At 59.7% G+C, this 13,861-nt stretch carries 13 protein-coding genes, 1 pseudogene and 1 riboswitch; of the genes and pseudogenes, 5 read left to right on the forward strand and 9 right to left on the reverse strand.

From position 1 onward, the window contains the following. Nucleotides 1–548 precede the first annotated feature (548 nt). Nucleotides 549–1,910 (reverse strand): annotated as a pseudogene (locus AO240_RS26310) (cobyrinate a,c-diamide synthase); the annotation flags it as partial. Then, complete coding sequence (gene cobO / locus AO240_RS26315; protein ID WP_099240482.1) at nt 1,907–2,518, reverse strand: cob(I)yrinic acid a,c-diamide adenosyltransferase; 612 nt, start codon at nt 2,516–2,518, stop codon at nt 1,907–1,909. The pseudogene AO240_RS26310 and the gene cobO, both read right to left, overlap by 4 nt. Before the next feature lie 77 nt (nt 2,519–2,595). Further along, a riboswitch (cobalamin riboswitch) is annotated at nt 2,596–2,853 on the reverse strand. A gap of 99 nt (nt 2,854–2,952) precedes the next feature. On the opposite strand from cobO, the gene AO240_RS26320 reads away from it, so the two are divergent. Further along, nucleotides 2,953–4,266: a sorbosone dehydrogenase family protein gene (locus tag AO240_RS26320; RefSeq protein ID WP_099240484.1), complete on the forward strand. Its 1,314-nt coding sequence runs from the start codon at nt 2,953–2,955 to the stop codon at nt 4,264–4,266. A 75-nt stretch (nt 4,267–4,341) separates the two neighbouring features. On the opposite strand, the gene AO240_RS26325 is transcribed toward AO240_RS26320, so the two are convergent. The 5 genes from AO240_RS26325 to AO240_RS26345 form a co-directional block, all read right to left on the reverse strand. Then, on the reverse strand, nt 4,342–4,881 hold the full coding sequence (locus AO240_RS26325) for a C40 family peptidase (protein ID WP_099240487.1): 540 nt from the start codon (nt 4,879–4,881) through the stop codon (nt 4,342–4,344). 144 nt (nt 4,882–5,025) lie between these two features. Further along, nucleotides 5,026–5,655, reverse strand: coding sequence for a C40 family peptidase (locus AO240_RS26330; protein WP_099240490.1), 630 nt, complete (start codon nt 5,653–5,655; stop codon nt 5,026–5,028). Between the two features lie 213 nt (nt 5,656–5,868). After that, complete coding sequence (gene hda / locus AO240_RS26335; RefSeq protein ID WP_032887783.1) at nt 5,869–6,573, reverse strand: DnaA regulatory inactivator Hda; 705 nt, start codon at nt 6,571–6,573, stop codon at nt 5,869–5,871. Nucleotides 6,574–6,775: 202 nt separating this feature from the next. Beyond that, the gene (locus tag AO240_RS26340) at nt 6,776–7,849 is read right to left on the reverse strand and encodes an AI-2E family transporter (protein WP_058412165.1); all 1,074 of its coding nucleotides are present in this window, start codon (nt 7,847–7,849) and stop codon (nt 6,776–6,778) included. A 57-nt stretch (nt 7,850–7,906) separates the two neighbouring features. Further along, nucleotides 7,907–8,947 carry a DUF2066 domain-containing protein gene (locus tag AO240_RS26345; RefSeq protein ID WP_099240493.1) on the reverse strand — a complete coding sequence of 347 codons (1,041 nt, stop codon included), beginning with the start codon at nt 8,945–8,947 and terminating at the stop codon, nt 7,907–7,909. A gap of 358 nt (nt 8,948–9,305) precedes the next feature. On the opposite strand from AO240_RS26345, the gene purM reads away from it, so the two are divergent. The 4 genes from purM to AO240_RS26370 all read left to right on the forward strand — a co-directional run bounded on the left by purM (nt 9,306) and on the right by AO240_RS26370 (nt 12,318). Further along, complete coding sequence (gene purM / locus AO240_RS26350; RefSeq protein WP_099240496.1) at nt 9,306–10,364, forward strand: phosphoribosylformylglycinamidine cyclo-ligase; 1,059 nt, start codon at nt 9,306–9,308, stop codon at nt 10,362–10,364. Between the two features lie 11 nt (nt 10,365–10,375). After that, nucleotides 10,376–11,026 (forward strand): phosphoribosylglycinamide formyltransferase, encoded by a 651-nt coding sequence (gene purN / locus AO240_RS26355; protein WP_099240806.1) that lies wholly within the window; start codon nt 10,376–10,378, stop codon nt 11,024–11,026. A gap of 8 nt (nt 11,027–11,034) precedes the next feature. Further along, complete coding sequence (locus tag AO240_RS26360) at nt 11,035–11,748, forward strand: DUF3108 domain-containing protein (protein WP_058412168.1); 714 nt, start codon at nt 11,035–11,037, stop codon at nt 11,746–11,748. Between the two features lie 381 nt (nt 11,749–12,129). Beyond that, nucleotides 12,130–12,318 carry a hypothetical protein gene (locus AO240_RS26370; protein ID WP_099240501.1) on the forward strand — a complete coding sequence of 63 codons (189 nt, stop codon included), beginning with the start codon at nt 12,130–12,132 and terminating at the stop codon, nt 12,316–12,318. Nucleotides 12,319–12,447: 129 nt separating this feature from the next. On the opposite strand, the gene AO240_RS26375 is transcribed toward AO240_RS26370, so the two are convergent. Both AO240_RS26375 and mazG read right to left on the reverse strand, forming a co-directional pair. Next, complete coding sequence (locus tag AO240_RS26375; protein WP_099240503.1) at nt 12,448–12,993, reverse strand: DUF2058 domain-containing protein; 546 nt, start codon at nt 12,991–12,993, stop codon at nt 12,448–12,450. 5 nt (nt 12,994–12,998) lie between these two features. Beyond that, nucleotides 12,999–13,820 (reverse strand): nucleoside triphosphate pyrophosphohydrolase, encoded by an 822-nt coding sequence (gene mazG, locus AO240_RS26380; RefSeq protein ID WP_099240505.1) that lies wholly within the window; start codon nt 13,818–13,820, stop codon nt 12,999–13,001. Between the last annotated feature and the right edge of the window lie 41 nt (nt 13,821–13,861).

Below are 13,861 nucleotides of genomic sequence, written 5' to 3' on the forward strand. Positions count from 1 at the left end.
CTACCTCCCACAGTGGATGGCGGTTCAACTCGATCAATTGTAGGAGCGGGCTTGCTCCCTTCCACAGTGGATGGCGGTTCAACTCGGTCAAGTGTAGGGAGGGCCTTGCTCCCTTCCACAGTGGATGGCGGTTCAACTCGGTCATTTGTAGGAAGGGGCTTGCTCCCTTCCACAGTGGATGGCGGTTCAACTCGGTCATTTGTAGGAAGGGGCTTGCTCCCTTCCACAGTGGATGGCGGTTCAACCCGGTCAATTGTAGAAGAGGGCTTGCTCCCTTCCACAGCGGATGGGGTTTCAACTCGGTCAATTGCAGAAGGGGGCTGGCTACCTTCCACAGTGGATGGCGGTTCAACTCGGTCAATTGTAGGAAGGGGTTTGCTACCTTCCACAGTGGATGGCGGTTCAACTCGGTCATTTGTAGGAAGGGGCTTGCTCCCTTCCACAGTGGATGGCGGTTCAACTCGGTCATTTGTAGGAAGGGGCTTGCTCCCTTCCACAGTGGATGGCGGTTCAACTCGGTCAATTGTGGGAGGGGGCTTGCTCCCTTCCACAGTGGATGGCGGTTCAACTCGGTCAATTGTGGGAGGGGGCTTGCTCCCGATGGCGGCTTGGCGGTCAGGCGCAAACAATGCGGCCACAGCGCTCGGGTTGGACGGGAAATAAAAATGCACGTAGGAAGCCGTCAGCCGCCCCTGCCGGTACACCGCCTCGGCGCCGCGCCCGCCATTCGGGCTCAGGCCACGGGCGATCGGCTGCCACTCGGTGCTGGTCAGGGAATGGTGATAGGTGTGGCCACGCAACGTGCCTTCCGGCAATTCCACACTTTGCAGGGCCAACGCCGCGAGCTTCTTTTGCATCACCGCATCGCCTTGCAGCAGGCCGACCAGTTCGGCACGTTTGCCATCGACGTCAGTGAGCGAATCGAGCAAATACAACATGCCGCCGCATTCAGCGAGCAACGGTTTGCCGGCCACGTGGTGGCGGCGAATGGCGTCAAGCATCGAGGTATTTTCCGACAATGCCTGGTGGTGCAGTTCCGGATAGCCACCGGGTAAATAGAGACTGTCGACCTCAGGCAATGCGCGATCATGAATCGGTGAAAAGAAGTGCAACTCAGCGCCCATCGCCCGCAACAAATCCAGGCTGGCGCCGTAGGTGAAGGCGAAGGCTTCGTCGCGGGCCACGGCGATGCGCACGCCCGTCAACAACGGCTCGGCCTCGACCACTTCAGGCGCGGCAAACGTCACCGGCGGCGGTACTGCGACTTCACAACTGCTGCCCAGCGCCTGCGCGGCGGCGTCCAGGCGCACGTCGAGGTCATTCAATTCGCTGGCTTGCACCAGCCCCAAATGGCGGCTGGGTAACTCAATTCCGGTTTCACGCGACAACGCGCCGTACCAGCGCAGGCCTTCGGTGAGGCTGCCTTCGAGCAGTTGCGCATGGCGCAGGGTGCCGACGCGGTTGGCCAGCACGCCCGCGAACGGCAGGTCTGGCTGGTAACGCGCCAGGCCCAGGGCCAGGGCGCCGAAGGTTTGGGCCATGGCAGTGCCGTCGATCACACCGAGCACCGGCACGCCGAAGTGGCGCGCCAGGTCAGCACTGGAAGGCGTGCCGTCGAACAGGCCCATCACGCCTTCGATCAGAATCAAATCGGCCTCGCCCGCCGCTTCCCACAGCAACCGGCGACTTTCCTGTTCGCCCACCATCCACATGTCCAATTGATACACGGGTGCACCGCTGGCGCGCTCGTGAATCATCGGGTCGAGAAAGTCCGGCCCGCATTTGAACACGCGAACCTTGCGCCCCAAGTTACGGTGCAAGCGCGCAAGAGCAGCAGTGACGGTGGTTTTGCCCTGGCCAGACGCCGGTGCGGCGATCAATACGGCCGGGCAATGACGGGGCTGATTCAAAGTTCGACGCCCTTCTGTGCCTTGATACCGGCCTGAAACGCGTGCTTGAGCATGCCCATTTCGGTGACGGTATCGCCCAGTTCGATCATTTCAGGCTTGGCACCACGGCCGGTGACCACCACATGCTGCATCGGCGGGCGCGCTTGCAGGTCGCTGAGCACGCGGTCGAGGTCGAGGTAGCCGTGTTTGAGCGCGATATTCAGCTCGTCCAGCACCACCAGGCCGATGCTCGGGTCTTGCAGCATCTCGCGGGAAACCGCCCAGGCGGCTTCGGCGGCGGCGATGTCGCGCTGGCGGTCTTGGGTTTCCCAGGTAAAGCCTTCGCCCATCACGTGAAAACGCACCTGCTCGGGGAAGCGACGGAAGAACATCTCCTCGCCGGTACTAAAGCGCCCTTTGATGAACTGCACCACGCCGCACTGCAGATCGTGGCCCATCGCCCTGGCGAGCATGCCAAAGGCCGAGCTGCTCTTGCCCTTGCCGTTGCCGGTCAATACCAGCAGCAACCCGCACTCATTGGGGGAATTGGCGATGCGCTCGTCGATCACGGCTTTTTTGCGCAGCATGCGCGCCAGGTGGCGTTCGTCGCGGTCGGGGGAATCGGTCATGGCAGCGCTCCGTTGGGGCTGGACAAAAACGGCGGGCAGGAAAAATAAATACAGACAGCCAAGCATCGCCCACCGTGATGCTGTTGGATGATCCAGGCCGGTCTCCGGGCTCATGAGTGGCGCGTTTGCTCTTATAGAGACAGAACAGGCCGACGGCGCGCCTTCCCATATCGCGCACGATACAGTGGCAAAAAGCACCGCTTTGACTCATTTACCGTTGCGGGGGCAGCGCCGGAATCGCGGCAGCACTGTGTACAAGTGCGCTCACTCACCGGCTTCCCTGTTTCACTCTGTCGGCACATGGGCCACAGAGCACCTGGAACACGCCGCGAAGGGTAGTGGGTTGGGGGTGGAGCGTCAATTAAAGCTGGCGTTGCACTTGAACCATCGCATCGCCGCACTCCTCTACCCTTACAGGTATTCAGGAGAAAACCATGCAAAAAACAAGACTCGCCTTACTGATCATGGTCGCAGGCACCCTCGCCGCCTGCGGAGAAAGCTCAACCCTGCAGGTCTCGGACGGCACCGGGCCTTCGCCCACACTGCCTGCGCCGAACAAAACGCTGATCCCCACCGTGAACATCGCCCCCGCTATCGGCTGGCCGGACGGCGTTAAGCCAACCGCGGCGGCGGGTACTCAGGTGGCGGCGTTTGCCGAAGGCCTTGATCACCCGCGCTGGCTGTATGTGTTGCCTAACGGTGATGTGCTGGTAGCGGAAACCAACGCGCCGCCCAAGCCGGATGATTCCAAGGGCATTCGCGGCTGGGTCATGGAGAAGGTCATGGGTCGCGCGGGCGCCGGTGTGCCGAGCCCGAACCGCATCACGCTGCTGCGCGATGCTGATCACGACGGCGTCGCTGAGACCCGTACGGTGTTCCTGCAGAATCTCAACTCGCCGTTCGGCATGACCCTGGTCGGCAACGACTTGTACGTAGCCGACGCAGACAAATTGCTGCGCTTCCCGTATCAGCCGGGCGAAACCGCAATCACCGCAGCCGGCGCCAAAGTCGTCGACTTGCCCGGCGGCAGCATCAACCACCACTGGACAAAAAACGTGGTGGCCAGCAAAGACGGGAGCAAGCTGTACGTGAGCGTCGGCTCCAACAGCAACGTCGGCGAGAACGGCATGGAGGCCGAGCAAGGCCGGGCCGCGATCTGGGAAGTCGACCGCGCCAGCGGCCAACACCGCATTTTCGCCTCTGGCCTGCGCAACCCCAACGGCATGGCGTGGGAACCGCAAAGCGGCAAGCTGTGGACCGCCGTGAATGAGCGCGATGAAATCGGCAGCGACCTGGTGCCGGACTACATCACGTCGGTGAAGGATGGCGCATTCTATGGCTGGCCGTTCAGCTACTACGGGCAGCATGTAGATGTGAGGGTAAACCCGCAAAACCTGGAGATGGTCGCCAAGGCAATCGCGCCGGATTACGCAGTAGGCCCGCACACCGCTTCGTTAGGCCTGACCTTTGCCGAGGGCAGCAAACTGCCGGCGCAGTTCAGCAACGGCGCGTTTATCGGCCAGCATGGTTCGTGGAACCGCAAGCCGCACAGTGGCTACAAGGTGATCTTCGTGCCGTTTGAGGCTGGCCAACCCAAAGGGCAGCCAGTGGATGTGCTGACCGGGTTCCTCGACAAAGACGAGAAAGCCATGGGCCGGCCGGTGGGCGTGGTGATCGATCAGCAGGGGGACTTGCTGGTGGCGGATGACGTGGGGAACAAGGTGTGGCGAGTGTCGGCGACCAAATAGCCCGCCTCAAGCGTCCTGCAAAACTGAAGGTGGGAGGGGCAAGCCCCTCCCACCTTTGAACCTGTGCAATAGCGTCTAGGGATTGCGCGCCAGGCTAGCAGGCAGCACTCGCTTGGCGCCCAGGTAGGCATTCTGCCAATAGGCCTTGGCCAAGGTGTCGAGTTTTACCGTGCCGCCGGTTTGCGGGGCGTGCACAAAGCGGCCCTCGCCCACGTAGATGGCTGCATGGCTGACCCGTGAGCCGCCACCGGTGGCGAAGAACAGCAAATCACCGGCCTGCAGGTTTTGTTCACTGACGTCTTGAGCGCGCATCACGATCAATTCCCGGGTGGTACGCGGCAAGGAGATGCCCGCTGCGTCACGGTAGACGAAGCCGATCAGGCCACTGCAATCAAACCCCGCGTCCGGTGTGTTGCCGCCCCAGCGATAAGGCGTGCCGACCAGGCCCAGCGCACGAAAGAGCACGTCTTCGGCAACTGGCGAGAAATTCTGCGTGGCATAGTTGAACACCGGCTTGGGCTTGACGGCGACAGGCGCAGGCGGCGGTGGGCGGCTTGCGCAGGCGCTCAGAAGCGCGGCGCAAACAAGCAGGATGAGACGGGCCGAGGTCGACATGTGCAAAACAATCCTGGTCTGGATGCGGCTTTCGCTGCCGAACGCTGAAAACCAGAACGCGCAAGCAAAGCTCGCGCGAACGGATTACAACAATGTCCAGGGATTCTAGCGCTTACACGTCAAACTTCAAGTATCACTTTAACTTTACTTACTAGCGGTAACCGCCGCTGGGGCCATCGCGAGTGCGCGCTTGGCCTCAATGAAGGTTTTGCTCCAGTAGCTGTCACCCAGGCTGTCGATGCGAACACCGCCACTGCGACGGCTGCTGGAGTGGATAAACTGGTTATCGCCCAAGTAGATAGCGGCGTGGCTGACACGACCACGGCCCGCGGTACTAAAGAAAAGCAGATCACCGCGCTTGAGGTTATTTCGTGCGACCAACGGTGCATTCACGTTGATCATTTCACGCGTCGAGCGTGGCAGGTTCACGCCCGCCTCTTCACGGAACAGGTAGCCGATAAAACCACTGCAGTCGAAACCGGCTTCAGAGGTACCGCCGAAACGGTAACGGGTACCGATCAGGGACATGCCACGTTCGAGGATGCTGTCGGCCAGAACCGGAAGCTGGTAAGGCTTGCTGCCGGAGAAATCGGCCAGTTCACGTTCAGTCGAGACTTCTTCGTCATAAACGGTAGAAGACTGCGCAGCGACAAATTTTGCTTGGGAATACTGTTGGGTTTTTTGCTGCTCAGCCACCTGTTGAGGGTGGGAGGCGCAACCAAACAACAGGGTAACGAGTGCGAGAGGCACGAGGGGTGCGAAGCGATTTAGCATGGGCACAACCGTGGCTGATGTGTAAAGAAGCCGAGACTATGCCCACTATCACATCGATTTGCAAATTCAATCGTGATCTATGTGACTTCTGGTTTCGACTATGACATCTAAGCCCTTAACACCCTTTACACACTTTTTGTGTGGTCAAACCGGCCCAAACGCAGGTTTCAGGGTGCCTTGAATTTGCCCAAAGCGCTTAAATACAAGGGCCGGCTACCAGCCGAGGGTTTCCTTGAGGAACGGAATGGTGAGCTTGCGCTGAGCCTGCAAAGAGGCTTGATCGAGCTGTTCGAGCAAATCGAACAGTGCGCTCATGCTGCGGGTGCCACGGGTGAGGATAAAGTGCCCGACTTCGTCGGTGAGGTGCAGGCCGCGACGCGAGGCTCGAAGTTGCAAGGCACGCAGTTTGTCTTCGTCGGACAAGGGGCGCATCTGGAAGATCAGCGCCAGGGTCAGGCGCGATTTGAGGTCCGCAAGCTTCACCGGCAACTCTCGCGGTGAAGTCGAGGCCGCGATCAACAAGCGCCGGCCACTGTCACGCAGGCGGTTGAACAGATGGAACAGCGCTTCTTCCCAGTCGGCCTTGCCGGCGATTGCCTGCAGATCGTCCAGGCAAACCAGCTCGTATTGCTCAAGGTTGTCGAAGATGCCGATACCACGGTCCATCAACTCGGCCAACGGCAGGTAAACCGCCGGCTCACCCATTTGCTCAAAGCGCAGGCACGCGGCCTGCAACAGGTGGGTGCGCCCCACGCCATGCTTGCCCCACAGATAGATCAGGCTTTCAGTCCACCCGGCGTCGGCTTCGCATAGTCGCTCAACATAGCCGAGTGCAGCGGCATTGGCGCCTGGGTAGTAATTGATAAAGGTGGCGTCGTCACGCAGACGCACACCCAAGGGCAGCTGAATCGGTTTCATGCTGACTGAACGGCGCTAAACGAACCGTTAGTGGCCTCTGTGTGAAGTTTGCAAAGTTTATACCCGTGGCGCCGGGCGCACAATGCAGCAGACCACAAGCAAAATCAAAGGTTTGCGTTAACTTGGGGGATTTGCGCAAATTATTTGACACGCCGCTCCAGAAACAACAAACCCGGCCTGAGCCGGGTGTGTGATGCAGCGATTACAGATCGGGGTCTTCGACACCCGTGTATACATCCGAATCTTTGTACAGATCGTGCACGTGACGCACCAGCACCATGATCACCGCCGCTACCGGCAGCGCGAGCAGAATGCCAGTAAAACCAAACAGCTCACCGCCGGCCAGGATCGCGAAAATCACCGCAACCGGGTGCAAGCCAATTCGGTCGCCCACCAGCAATGGCGTCAGCACCATGCCTTCCAGCGCTTGGCCGACCATGAACACCGCAACAATCCCCAGCATCGGGTAAAGGTCGCCGCCAAACTGGAACAGCCCCGCCACCAGCGCTGCGCCGATACCGATCACAAAGCCCATGTACGGCACGATGGCAGCCAGGCCTGCGATCAAGCCGATCAACAGCCCCAGCTCCAGACCAATCGCCATCAACCCTGCAGCGTAGATGATGCCGAGTGCGAGCATCACCAGCAGTTGGCCGCGCACGAATGCGCCGAGTACTTCATGGCATTCACCGGCCAGCGAGACCACTTGCTCTTCACGGTCGCGCGGCAACAGGCTGCGGATCTTGGCCATCATGATGTCCCAGTCACGCAGCAAGTAGAACGCCACCACCGGGATCAACACCAGGTTGGTCAGCCACCCGATCAACGCCAAGCTGGAGGCCGTGGCCTGGCTGAGCACCACACCGACAATATCGGTGGTTTGGCCCATGTGTTCACTGATCGCCGCCTTGACCTTGTCGAACTTCCAGAAGCCATCCGCCAGCCCCAGTTTGGACTGGGCCCACGGCATTGCCGTGTGCTGCAGCCAGTCGAGCATTTGCGGCGCCAGCTCGTACAGGCGAAACAGTTGCTTGGCGAGCATCGGCACCAGCACCAACACCAGTGCGGTGATGATCAACGTGAACAAGGCAAATACCGTCACCACACCCCAGGTGCGTGACATGCCGAGTTTTTCCAGGCGATCCACCACGGGATCGAACAGATAAGCGAGCAGCAACGCGACCAGAAACGGCGTGAGTATCGAATGCAGCAAAAATACAAACCCGCACAGCAGGACAATCCCGCCAAGCCACACCCAACGACGCATATCCGCCATACACCACTCCACCTGTTTATTTACTTGCAGCTTCTATATAGGAAGAAAGCTGAACATTTACCAACGAAAACGCAATTGCGCCTGGGGTTCAGGGGCGGCGGCCGGTTGTGCGCCTTCCGCCAGCGGCGGTTGGGCTGACGCCTCACCCGCGGGCACCTCCTGCAACCTGGACAGGCTCAACTGCGTACGCAACTGATCGGCGCTGCCGTTGACGCGATACACAATGCGATCGCCATCGACCCACTGCGGCTGGCCACCAAAAGGTTCGAGCAAATGACTCAGGGCGGCGTAGCGCTCCAGGTTCATGCCCTGCACTTCCAATAATTGTTCGGTACTCACGCCCGGTTTGACGGCAAAGCGTGGCGCGAGCTTTTCGCTGACCGCGAGCAACACGGCATCGGCCACGGCGGCGGTGTCGGCGCCTTGCGCGGTGCCCTGCTCAGTCTTGTCGCCCAGCCACAAGCGCCATTTGGCCTGCCATTGGTTGCCTTCCTGGCGCGCATGCACGGCGAGCAACGCGTCAGCACCGTAGCGCTCGGAGGCTGCGCGCAGCGGTGCTGCGTCGGCACTTTCAAGGTTCGGGGCGGTGGCGACCACCTGTTCGTCAAGGTCACCCAGCGGCAGGCGCAGCGGCAAACCACGGTGTTGCGCGGCGCGGCGCAACGCGCCGGCAACGGCCTGACCATCACCGACCAGGCTGCTGCCTTCGGTGGAGTCGTTAAGCCACCAGCCGAGAATCGACGGGCGATTACTGCCCCAGATCGACAGGCCCGCTTCACGCAGGGCGCGATCGGTGCTCACCGGGTCGAAATCTACTTGCAGGCTTTCCGGCGGGCCGGCGTCGTAGCCGTATTGGCTGATGATTTGCTGCGGCTCTTTGCGAATGGCCGCCAGGCCCGGGCCGTCGGCGGCCTTGGCGTCGCCAGTGAGGCGAATCACCAGGGTTTGCACGGCGCGCTGGGTGGCTTGGTCGCGCTCTTGCGGCGATTGGCTGGTGACCGGTTCAAGTACTTGATAAAGGCCATTGAGGGTTTCGGCGTGACTCGCCAGGCTGACCAACGACAAGCAGCCTACAAAGAACAATTGACACAGACGCATGGAAGATTCCCGAACGACAAATTTAGCGGCTGGAACAGACCGCGTGAACTCGGTTTGGCAAGGCTGTGACCACAGCAACCGGTAAAACATTCACAGGGTCGCGGCAAGTTTTAGCACTGTCATAACGATAGCGTGTTAAAGGCTATACCTTAATACGCACCAAAGCAGACCCGATCAGGATTTTTTTAACCCGCACTTTTTTAAGCGATATGGCCCTGCCCGTCGGCGCGAGGATGGTCGCTGCCCCTCAAGCCTGATAAAATCGCGCGCCTTCGCAGACCGTCAACGGCTGGGCCTTTTACAAAAAGCGCCTGCCCACCCGGTCGTAACCCAGAAATCCCCCCTAAAGGCCTGGATCATGAGCAAGCAACCCTCCCTGAGCTACAAGGACGCCGGTGTAGACATCGACGCCGGTGAAGCATTGGTCGAACGCATCAAGAGCGTCGCCAAGCGCACTGCGCGCCCCGAAGTCATGGGCGGCCTGGGCGGTTTTGGCGCCCTCTGCGAAATCCCGGCCGGCTACAAGCAGCCTGTATTGGTCTCCGGCACCGACGGTGTGGGCACCAAGCTGCGCCTGGCACTGAACCTGAACAAGCACGACAGCATCGGCATCGACCTCGTGGCCATGTGCGTTAACGACTTGGTGGTGTGCGGCGCAGAGCCGCTGTTCTTCCTCGATTACTACGCCACCGGCAAGCTCAATGTCGAAACCGCGACCCAGGTAGTGACCGGTATCGGTGCTGGCTGCGAGCTGTCGGGCTGCTCATTGGTCGGCGGCGAAACCGCTGAAATGCCAGGCATGTACGAAGGCGAAGACTACGACCTGGCTGGCTTCTGCGTCGGCGTGGTGGAAAAATCCGAAATCATCGACGGCTCCAAAGTCGCTGCCGGTGACGCCCTGCTCGCCCTGCCATCGTCCGGCCCGCACTCCAACGGTTACTCGCTGATCCGCAAGATCATCGAAGTGTCCGGGGCCGACATCGAAACCATTCAGCTCGACGGCAAGCCTCTGACCGACCTGTTGATGGCCCCGACGCGTATCTACGTCAAGCCATTGCTCAAGCTGATCAAGGACACTGGCGCGGTTAAAGCCATGGCCCACATCACCGGCGGTGGCCTGCTCGACAACATCCCGCGCGTGCTGCCAAAAGGCGCCCAGGCGATTGTCGACGTGGCCAGCTGGCAGCGCCCGGCAGTCTTCGACTGGCTGCAAGCGCAAGGCAACGTCAACGAAACCGAAATGCACCGCGTGCTGAACTGCGGCGTGGGCATGGTCATCTGCGTGGCCCAGGAACACGTTGAAACCGCGCTGAACGTACTGCGTGAAGCCGGCGAGCAGCCTTGGGTGATTGGCCAGATCGCAACTGCACCGGAAGGCGCGGCTCAGGTTGAACTGAAAAACCTTAAGGCACACTGATGCCAGAGCAGATGCCTGCACGCTGTGATGTCGTGGTGCTGCTGTCCGGCACCGGCAGTAACTTGCAGGCGCTGATCGACAGCACGCGCATCGGCGACAGCCCGGTGCGCATCGCTGCGGTGATTTCCAACCGCAGCGACGCCTACGGCTTGCAACGCGCAAGGGACGCGGGTATCGAAACCCGCTCGCTTGACCACAAGGCGTTCGACGGCCGCGAGGCCTTCGACGGCGCCCTGGTCGAGCTGATCGACACCTTCAACCCCAAACTCGTGGTACTGGCAGGCTTCATGCGCATTCTCAGCGCTGCTTTCGTGCGGCACTACGAAGGGCGCCTGCTGAATATCCACCCTTCCCTGCTGCCCAAGTACAAAGGCATGCACACGCATCAGCGCGCGCTCGACGCGGGCGACAGCGAGCATGGCTGCAGCGTGCACTTTGTGACCGAGGAACTCGATGGCGGGCCTCTGGTCGTACAGGCAGTGGTTCCGGTAGAGTCACACGATTCAGCGCAGACACTTGCGCAACGGGTTCATACCCAGGAACACAAGATTTACCCGCTGGCTGTTCGCTGGTTTGCCGAAGGACGATTGATTCTCGGCGAACAGGGTGCATTATTGGACGGTCAGTTACTCGCGGCCAGCGGCCACTTGATTCGAACCTAGGAGATTTTATGCGTCGCGCCTTGCTCTTCGCTTTTGCGCTGTTCGCCTTGCCTGCCGTGCAAGCAGCAGACCTTCACCCTTTCTCCGCCAGCTACACGGCCGACTGGAAGCAGTTGCCCATGAGTGGTTCGGCCGAACGCAGCCTGACCAAAAATGACAACGGCTCCTGGACCTTGAATTTCAAGGCTTCCATGATGATCGCCAGCCTCACCGAAACCAGCGTCATCCGTTTCGACAAAGATACCTTGCAGCCGGTGAGCTATAGCTTCGAACGTGGCGGCCTGGGCAAGTCGAAGAAGATCAACCTGGACTTCGACCCGGCGGCTAATAAAGTCACCGGCTTTGAAAACAAAGACCCGGTCAACGTCGCCCTGCAAAGCGGCATGCTCGACAAGTCGACCTACCAGTTGGCGCTGCAGCGTGATGTGGCTGCGGGCAAAAAGAGCATGAGCTACAACGTGGTTGAAGGGACAGACGTAGACACCTACGACTTCCGTGTAATCGGCCCCGAAAAGGTCCAAACCAAGGCCGGCACCATCGACGCTATCAAGGTTGAGCGTGTGCGTGACCCAACTCAAAGCAAGCGCATCACCCAGATGTGGTTTGCCAAGGATTGGGGCGGCATTCTGGTTGCCCTGCGCCAGGTCGAAACAGACGGTAAGGAATACAACATCATGCTGCTGGACGGCACCGTTGACGGCAAGGCTGTCAAAGGTAACTGATGCACTGATGCGTGAAAGGGCCTCGCTGAACGCGGGGCTTTTTTTCGCCTGCACTAAAGGCGACCTGAATGGCGGGAGCAAAACGCTTTTTTGTGGAAGCGGGCTTGCTCGCGATGCAGGCACCTCGAAGCATCAGATACACCGAGTTGATGCCATCGCGGGCAAGCCCGCTCCCACACTTGAGCGCCTTCAACATGAAACTTTTGTCATACAAGCCAAGCACCTGCGACGCAATGTCGCGGTTTATGCGGCCTGTAGGACTGTTGCGTTTTTTGCAATGAATAGTTGCGCGCAAAACCAGTTTACTTAGCAAGCTAACAAAACATATAACAAAGGCCTGCGACGACTTGCCGCAGATCAACCAGAGATTGGAGCAAGCAGATGACTGTAAAAGTAACTGAACGCGACGATGCACATATGTCCCACGAAGCGTTGGGCCATGGGATTCACATCTGGGATGTACATCAACAAGACATGCTGGTCGGCATGTTTCACAACGAGAGCGACGCTCATAATTATAAAAACGAGCTGGAAACCCTCGAAATGAAACGCCAGGCACAAAGCTCCTGAAACTTGAAATCTCGCAGCCGCCCGGTTGTGGCGAGCTTGTCGTACCGCTGCGGTTCGACAAGCTCCCAACCAGGGCCGCCTGCAAACAAAAACCCCGCCTGTTGAGCGGGGTTTGTTGTTTTTAACGCTTTACCACATCAAGTCATCCGGGATCTGGTAGGCGGCGTACGGATCATCTGCATCCGGCACCTGGGTTTCGGTGAGGACATTCAGCTGGACGATACGCTCCGGCGCGCGCTCCTGGATCTTCAGCGCCGCTTCACGCGGGATCACCTCGTAACTGCCGCCGTGGTGCACAATCGCCAGCGAGCCGTTGCTCAGCTTGTTGCGCATCAGCGTGTTGACCGACAGGCGCTTGACCTTCTTGTCGTCGACGAAGTTGTAGTAATCCTCGGTGGTCAGCTTGGGCAGGCGCGAGGTCTCGATCAGTTGCTTGACCTGAGCCGTGCGCGCCTTGGCCTCGGCTTTTTCCTGCTGCTGGCGGTTCAGTTCCTGGTCACGCTTGACCTTCTCGGCCTGCGCTTGCTGAGCCTGACGCGCCTGAGTGTCATCGGCCTCGACCTGGCCCTTGTGGACCAGGCGCTGCTGCTTCTGCTTCTCTTTGCCGACCTGCTTGGCCTGCTTTTGGTTGACCAGGCCTGCTTTGAGCAACTGGTCGCGAAGGGAAATGCTCATGGTGCTTACTCACTTAGTTCCTGGCGTTTGGCTTCGCCCCACAGGGCGTCCAACGTTTCGAGGGTGCAATCTTCTATGGGTTGATGCGTGTCGCGCAATGCCTGTTCGATAAATCGGAAACGTCGTTCGAATTTGGCGTTGGCGCCACGCAGCGCAGCTTCCGGGTCTACCTTGAGGTGGCGGGCCAGGTTGACCGCTGCAAACAGCAGGTCACCGACTTCATCGGCGATGGCCACCGCGTCGTTATCAGCCATGGCTTCAAGCACTTCATCGAGCTCTTCGCGCACGTTATCCACCACCGGCAACGCCGCTGGCCAGTCGAAGCCGACCTGGCTGGCGCGCTTTTGCAATTTGGCGGCACGCGATAGTGATGGCAAGGCCATGGGCACGTCGTCGAGCAGGGAAAGTTGCTGCGGTGCGGCGGATTTTTCGGCGCGTTCTTCGGCCTTGATCTGCTCCCAGCGCTGCTTGACCTGTTCTTCACTGAGTTGTGGACTATCCAGCGGCGCGTACAAATCGCCCGTCGGGAACACGTGGGGATGCCGGCGAATAAGTTTGCGCGTGATGCTGTCGATCACCCCGGCAAATTCGAAACGCCCTTCTTCGCGCGCCAACTGGCTGTAATACACCACCTGAAACAACAAATCGCCCAGCTCACCCTGCAGGTGATCAAAGTCGCCGCGCTCGATGGCATCGGCCACTTCGTAGGCTTCTTCCAGAGTGTGCGGCACGATGCTCGCGTAAGTTTGCTTGATGTCCCACGGGCAACCGTATTGCGGGTCGCGCAGGCGGCTCATCAGGTGCAGCAGGTCTTCAAGTGAATACATCAATCAATCTCTGCTGAATTTTTGGCAGCACCACTGTTCAA

This window comes from Pseudomonas sp. ICMP 460 (assembly GCF_002723595.1).
GTDB classification, from domain to species: Bacteria; Pseudomonadota; Gammaproteobacteria; order Pseudomonadales; family Pseudomonadaceae; genus Aquipseudomonas; species Aquipseudomonas kitaguniensis.

Excerpts from the sequence above, each read along its gene's own strand:
- cobO (WP_099240482.1), bottom strand. The coding sequence starts at position 2,518 with ATGACCGATTCCCCCGACCGCGACGAACGCCACCTGGCGCGCATGCTG.
- AO240_RS26320 (WP_099240484.1), top strand. The coding sequence starts at position 2,953 with ATGCAAAAAACAAGACTCGCCTTACTGATCATGGTCGCAGGCACCCTC.
- AO240_RS26325 (WP_099240487.1), bottom strand. The coding sequence starts at position 4,881 with ATGTCGACCTCGGCCCGTCTCATCCTGCTTGTTTGCGCCGCGCTTCTG.
- AO240_RS26330 (WP_099240490.1), bottom strand. The coding sequence starts at position 5,655 with ATGCTAAATCGCTTCGCACCCCTCGTGCCTCTCGCACTCGTTACCCTG.
- hda (WP_032887783.1), bottom strand. The coding sequence starts at position 6,573 with ATGAAACCGATTCAGCTGCCCTTGGGTGTGCGTCTGCGTGACGACGCC.
- AO240_RS26340 (WP_058412165.1), bottom strand. The coding sequence starts at position 7,849 with ATGGCGGATATGCGTCGTTGGGTGTGGCTTGGCGGGATTGTCCTGCTG.
- AO240_RS26345 (WP_099240493.1), bottom strand. The coding sequence starts at position 8,947 with ATGCGTCTGTGTCAATTGTTCTTTGTAGGCTGCTTGTCGTTGGTCAGC.
- purM (WP_099240496.1), top strand. The coding sequence starts at position 9,306 with ATGAGCAAGCAACCCTCCCTGAGCTACAAGGACGCCGGTGTAGACATC.
- purN (WP_099240806.1), top strand. The coding sequence starts at position 10,376 with ATGCCTGCACGCTGTGATGTCGTGGTGCTGCTGTCCGGCACCGGCAGT.
- AO240_RS26360 (WP_058412168.1), top strand. The coding sequence starts at position 11,035 with ATGCGTCGCGCCTTGCTCTTCGCTTTTGCGCTGTTCGCCTTGCCTGCC.
- AO240_RS26370 (WP_099240501.1), top strand. The coding sequence starts at position 12,130 with ATGACTGTAAAAGTAACTGAACGCGACGATGCACATATGTCCCACGAA.
- AO240_RS26375 (WP_099240503.1), bottom strand. The coding sequence starts at position 12,993 with ATGAGCATTTCCCTTCGCGACCAGTTGCTCAAAGCAGGCCTGGTCAAC.
- mazG (WP_099240505.1), bottom strand. The coding sequence starts at position 13,820 with ATGTATTCACTTGAAGACCTGCTGCACCTGATGAGCCGCCTGCGCGAC.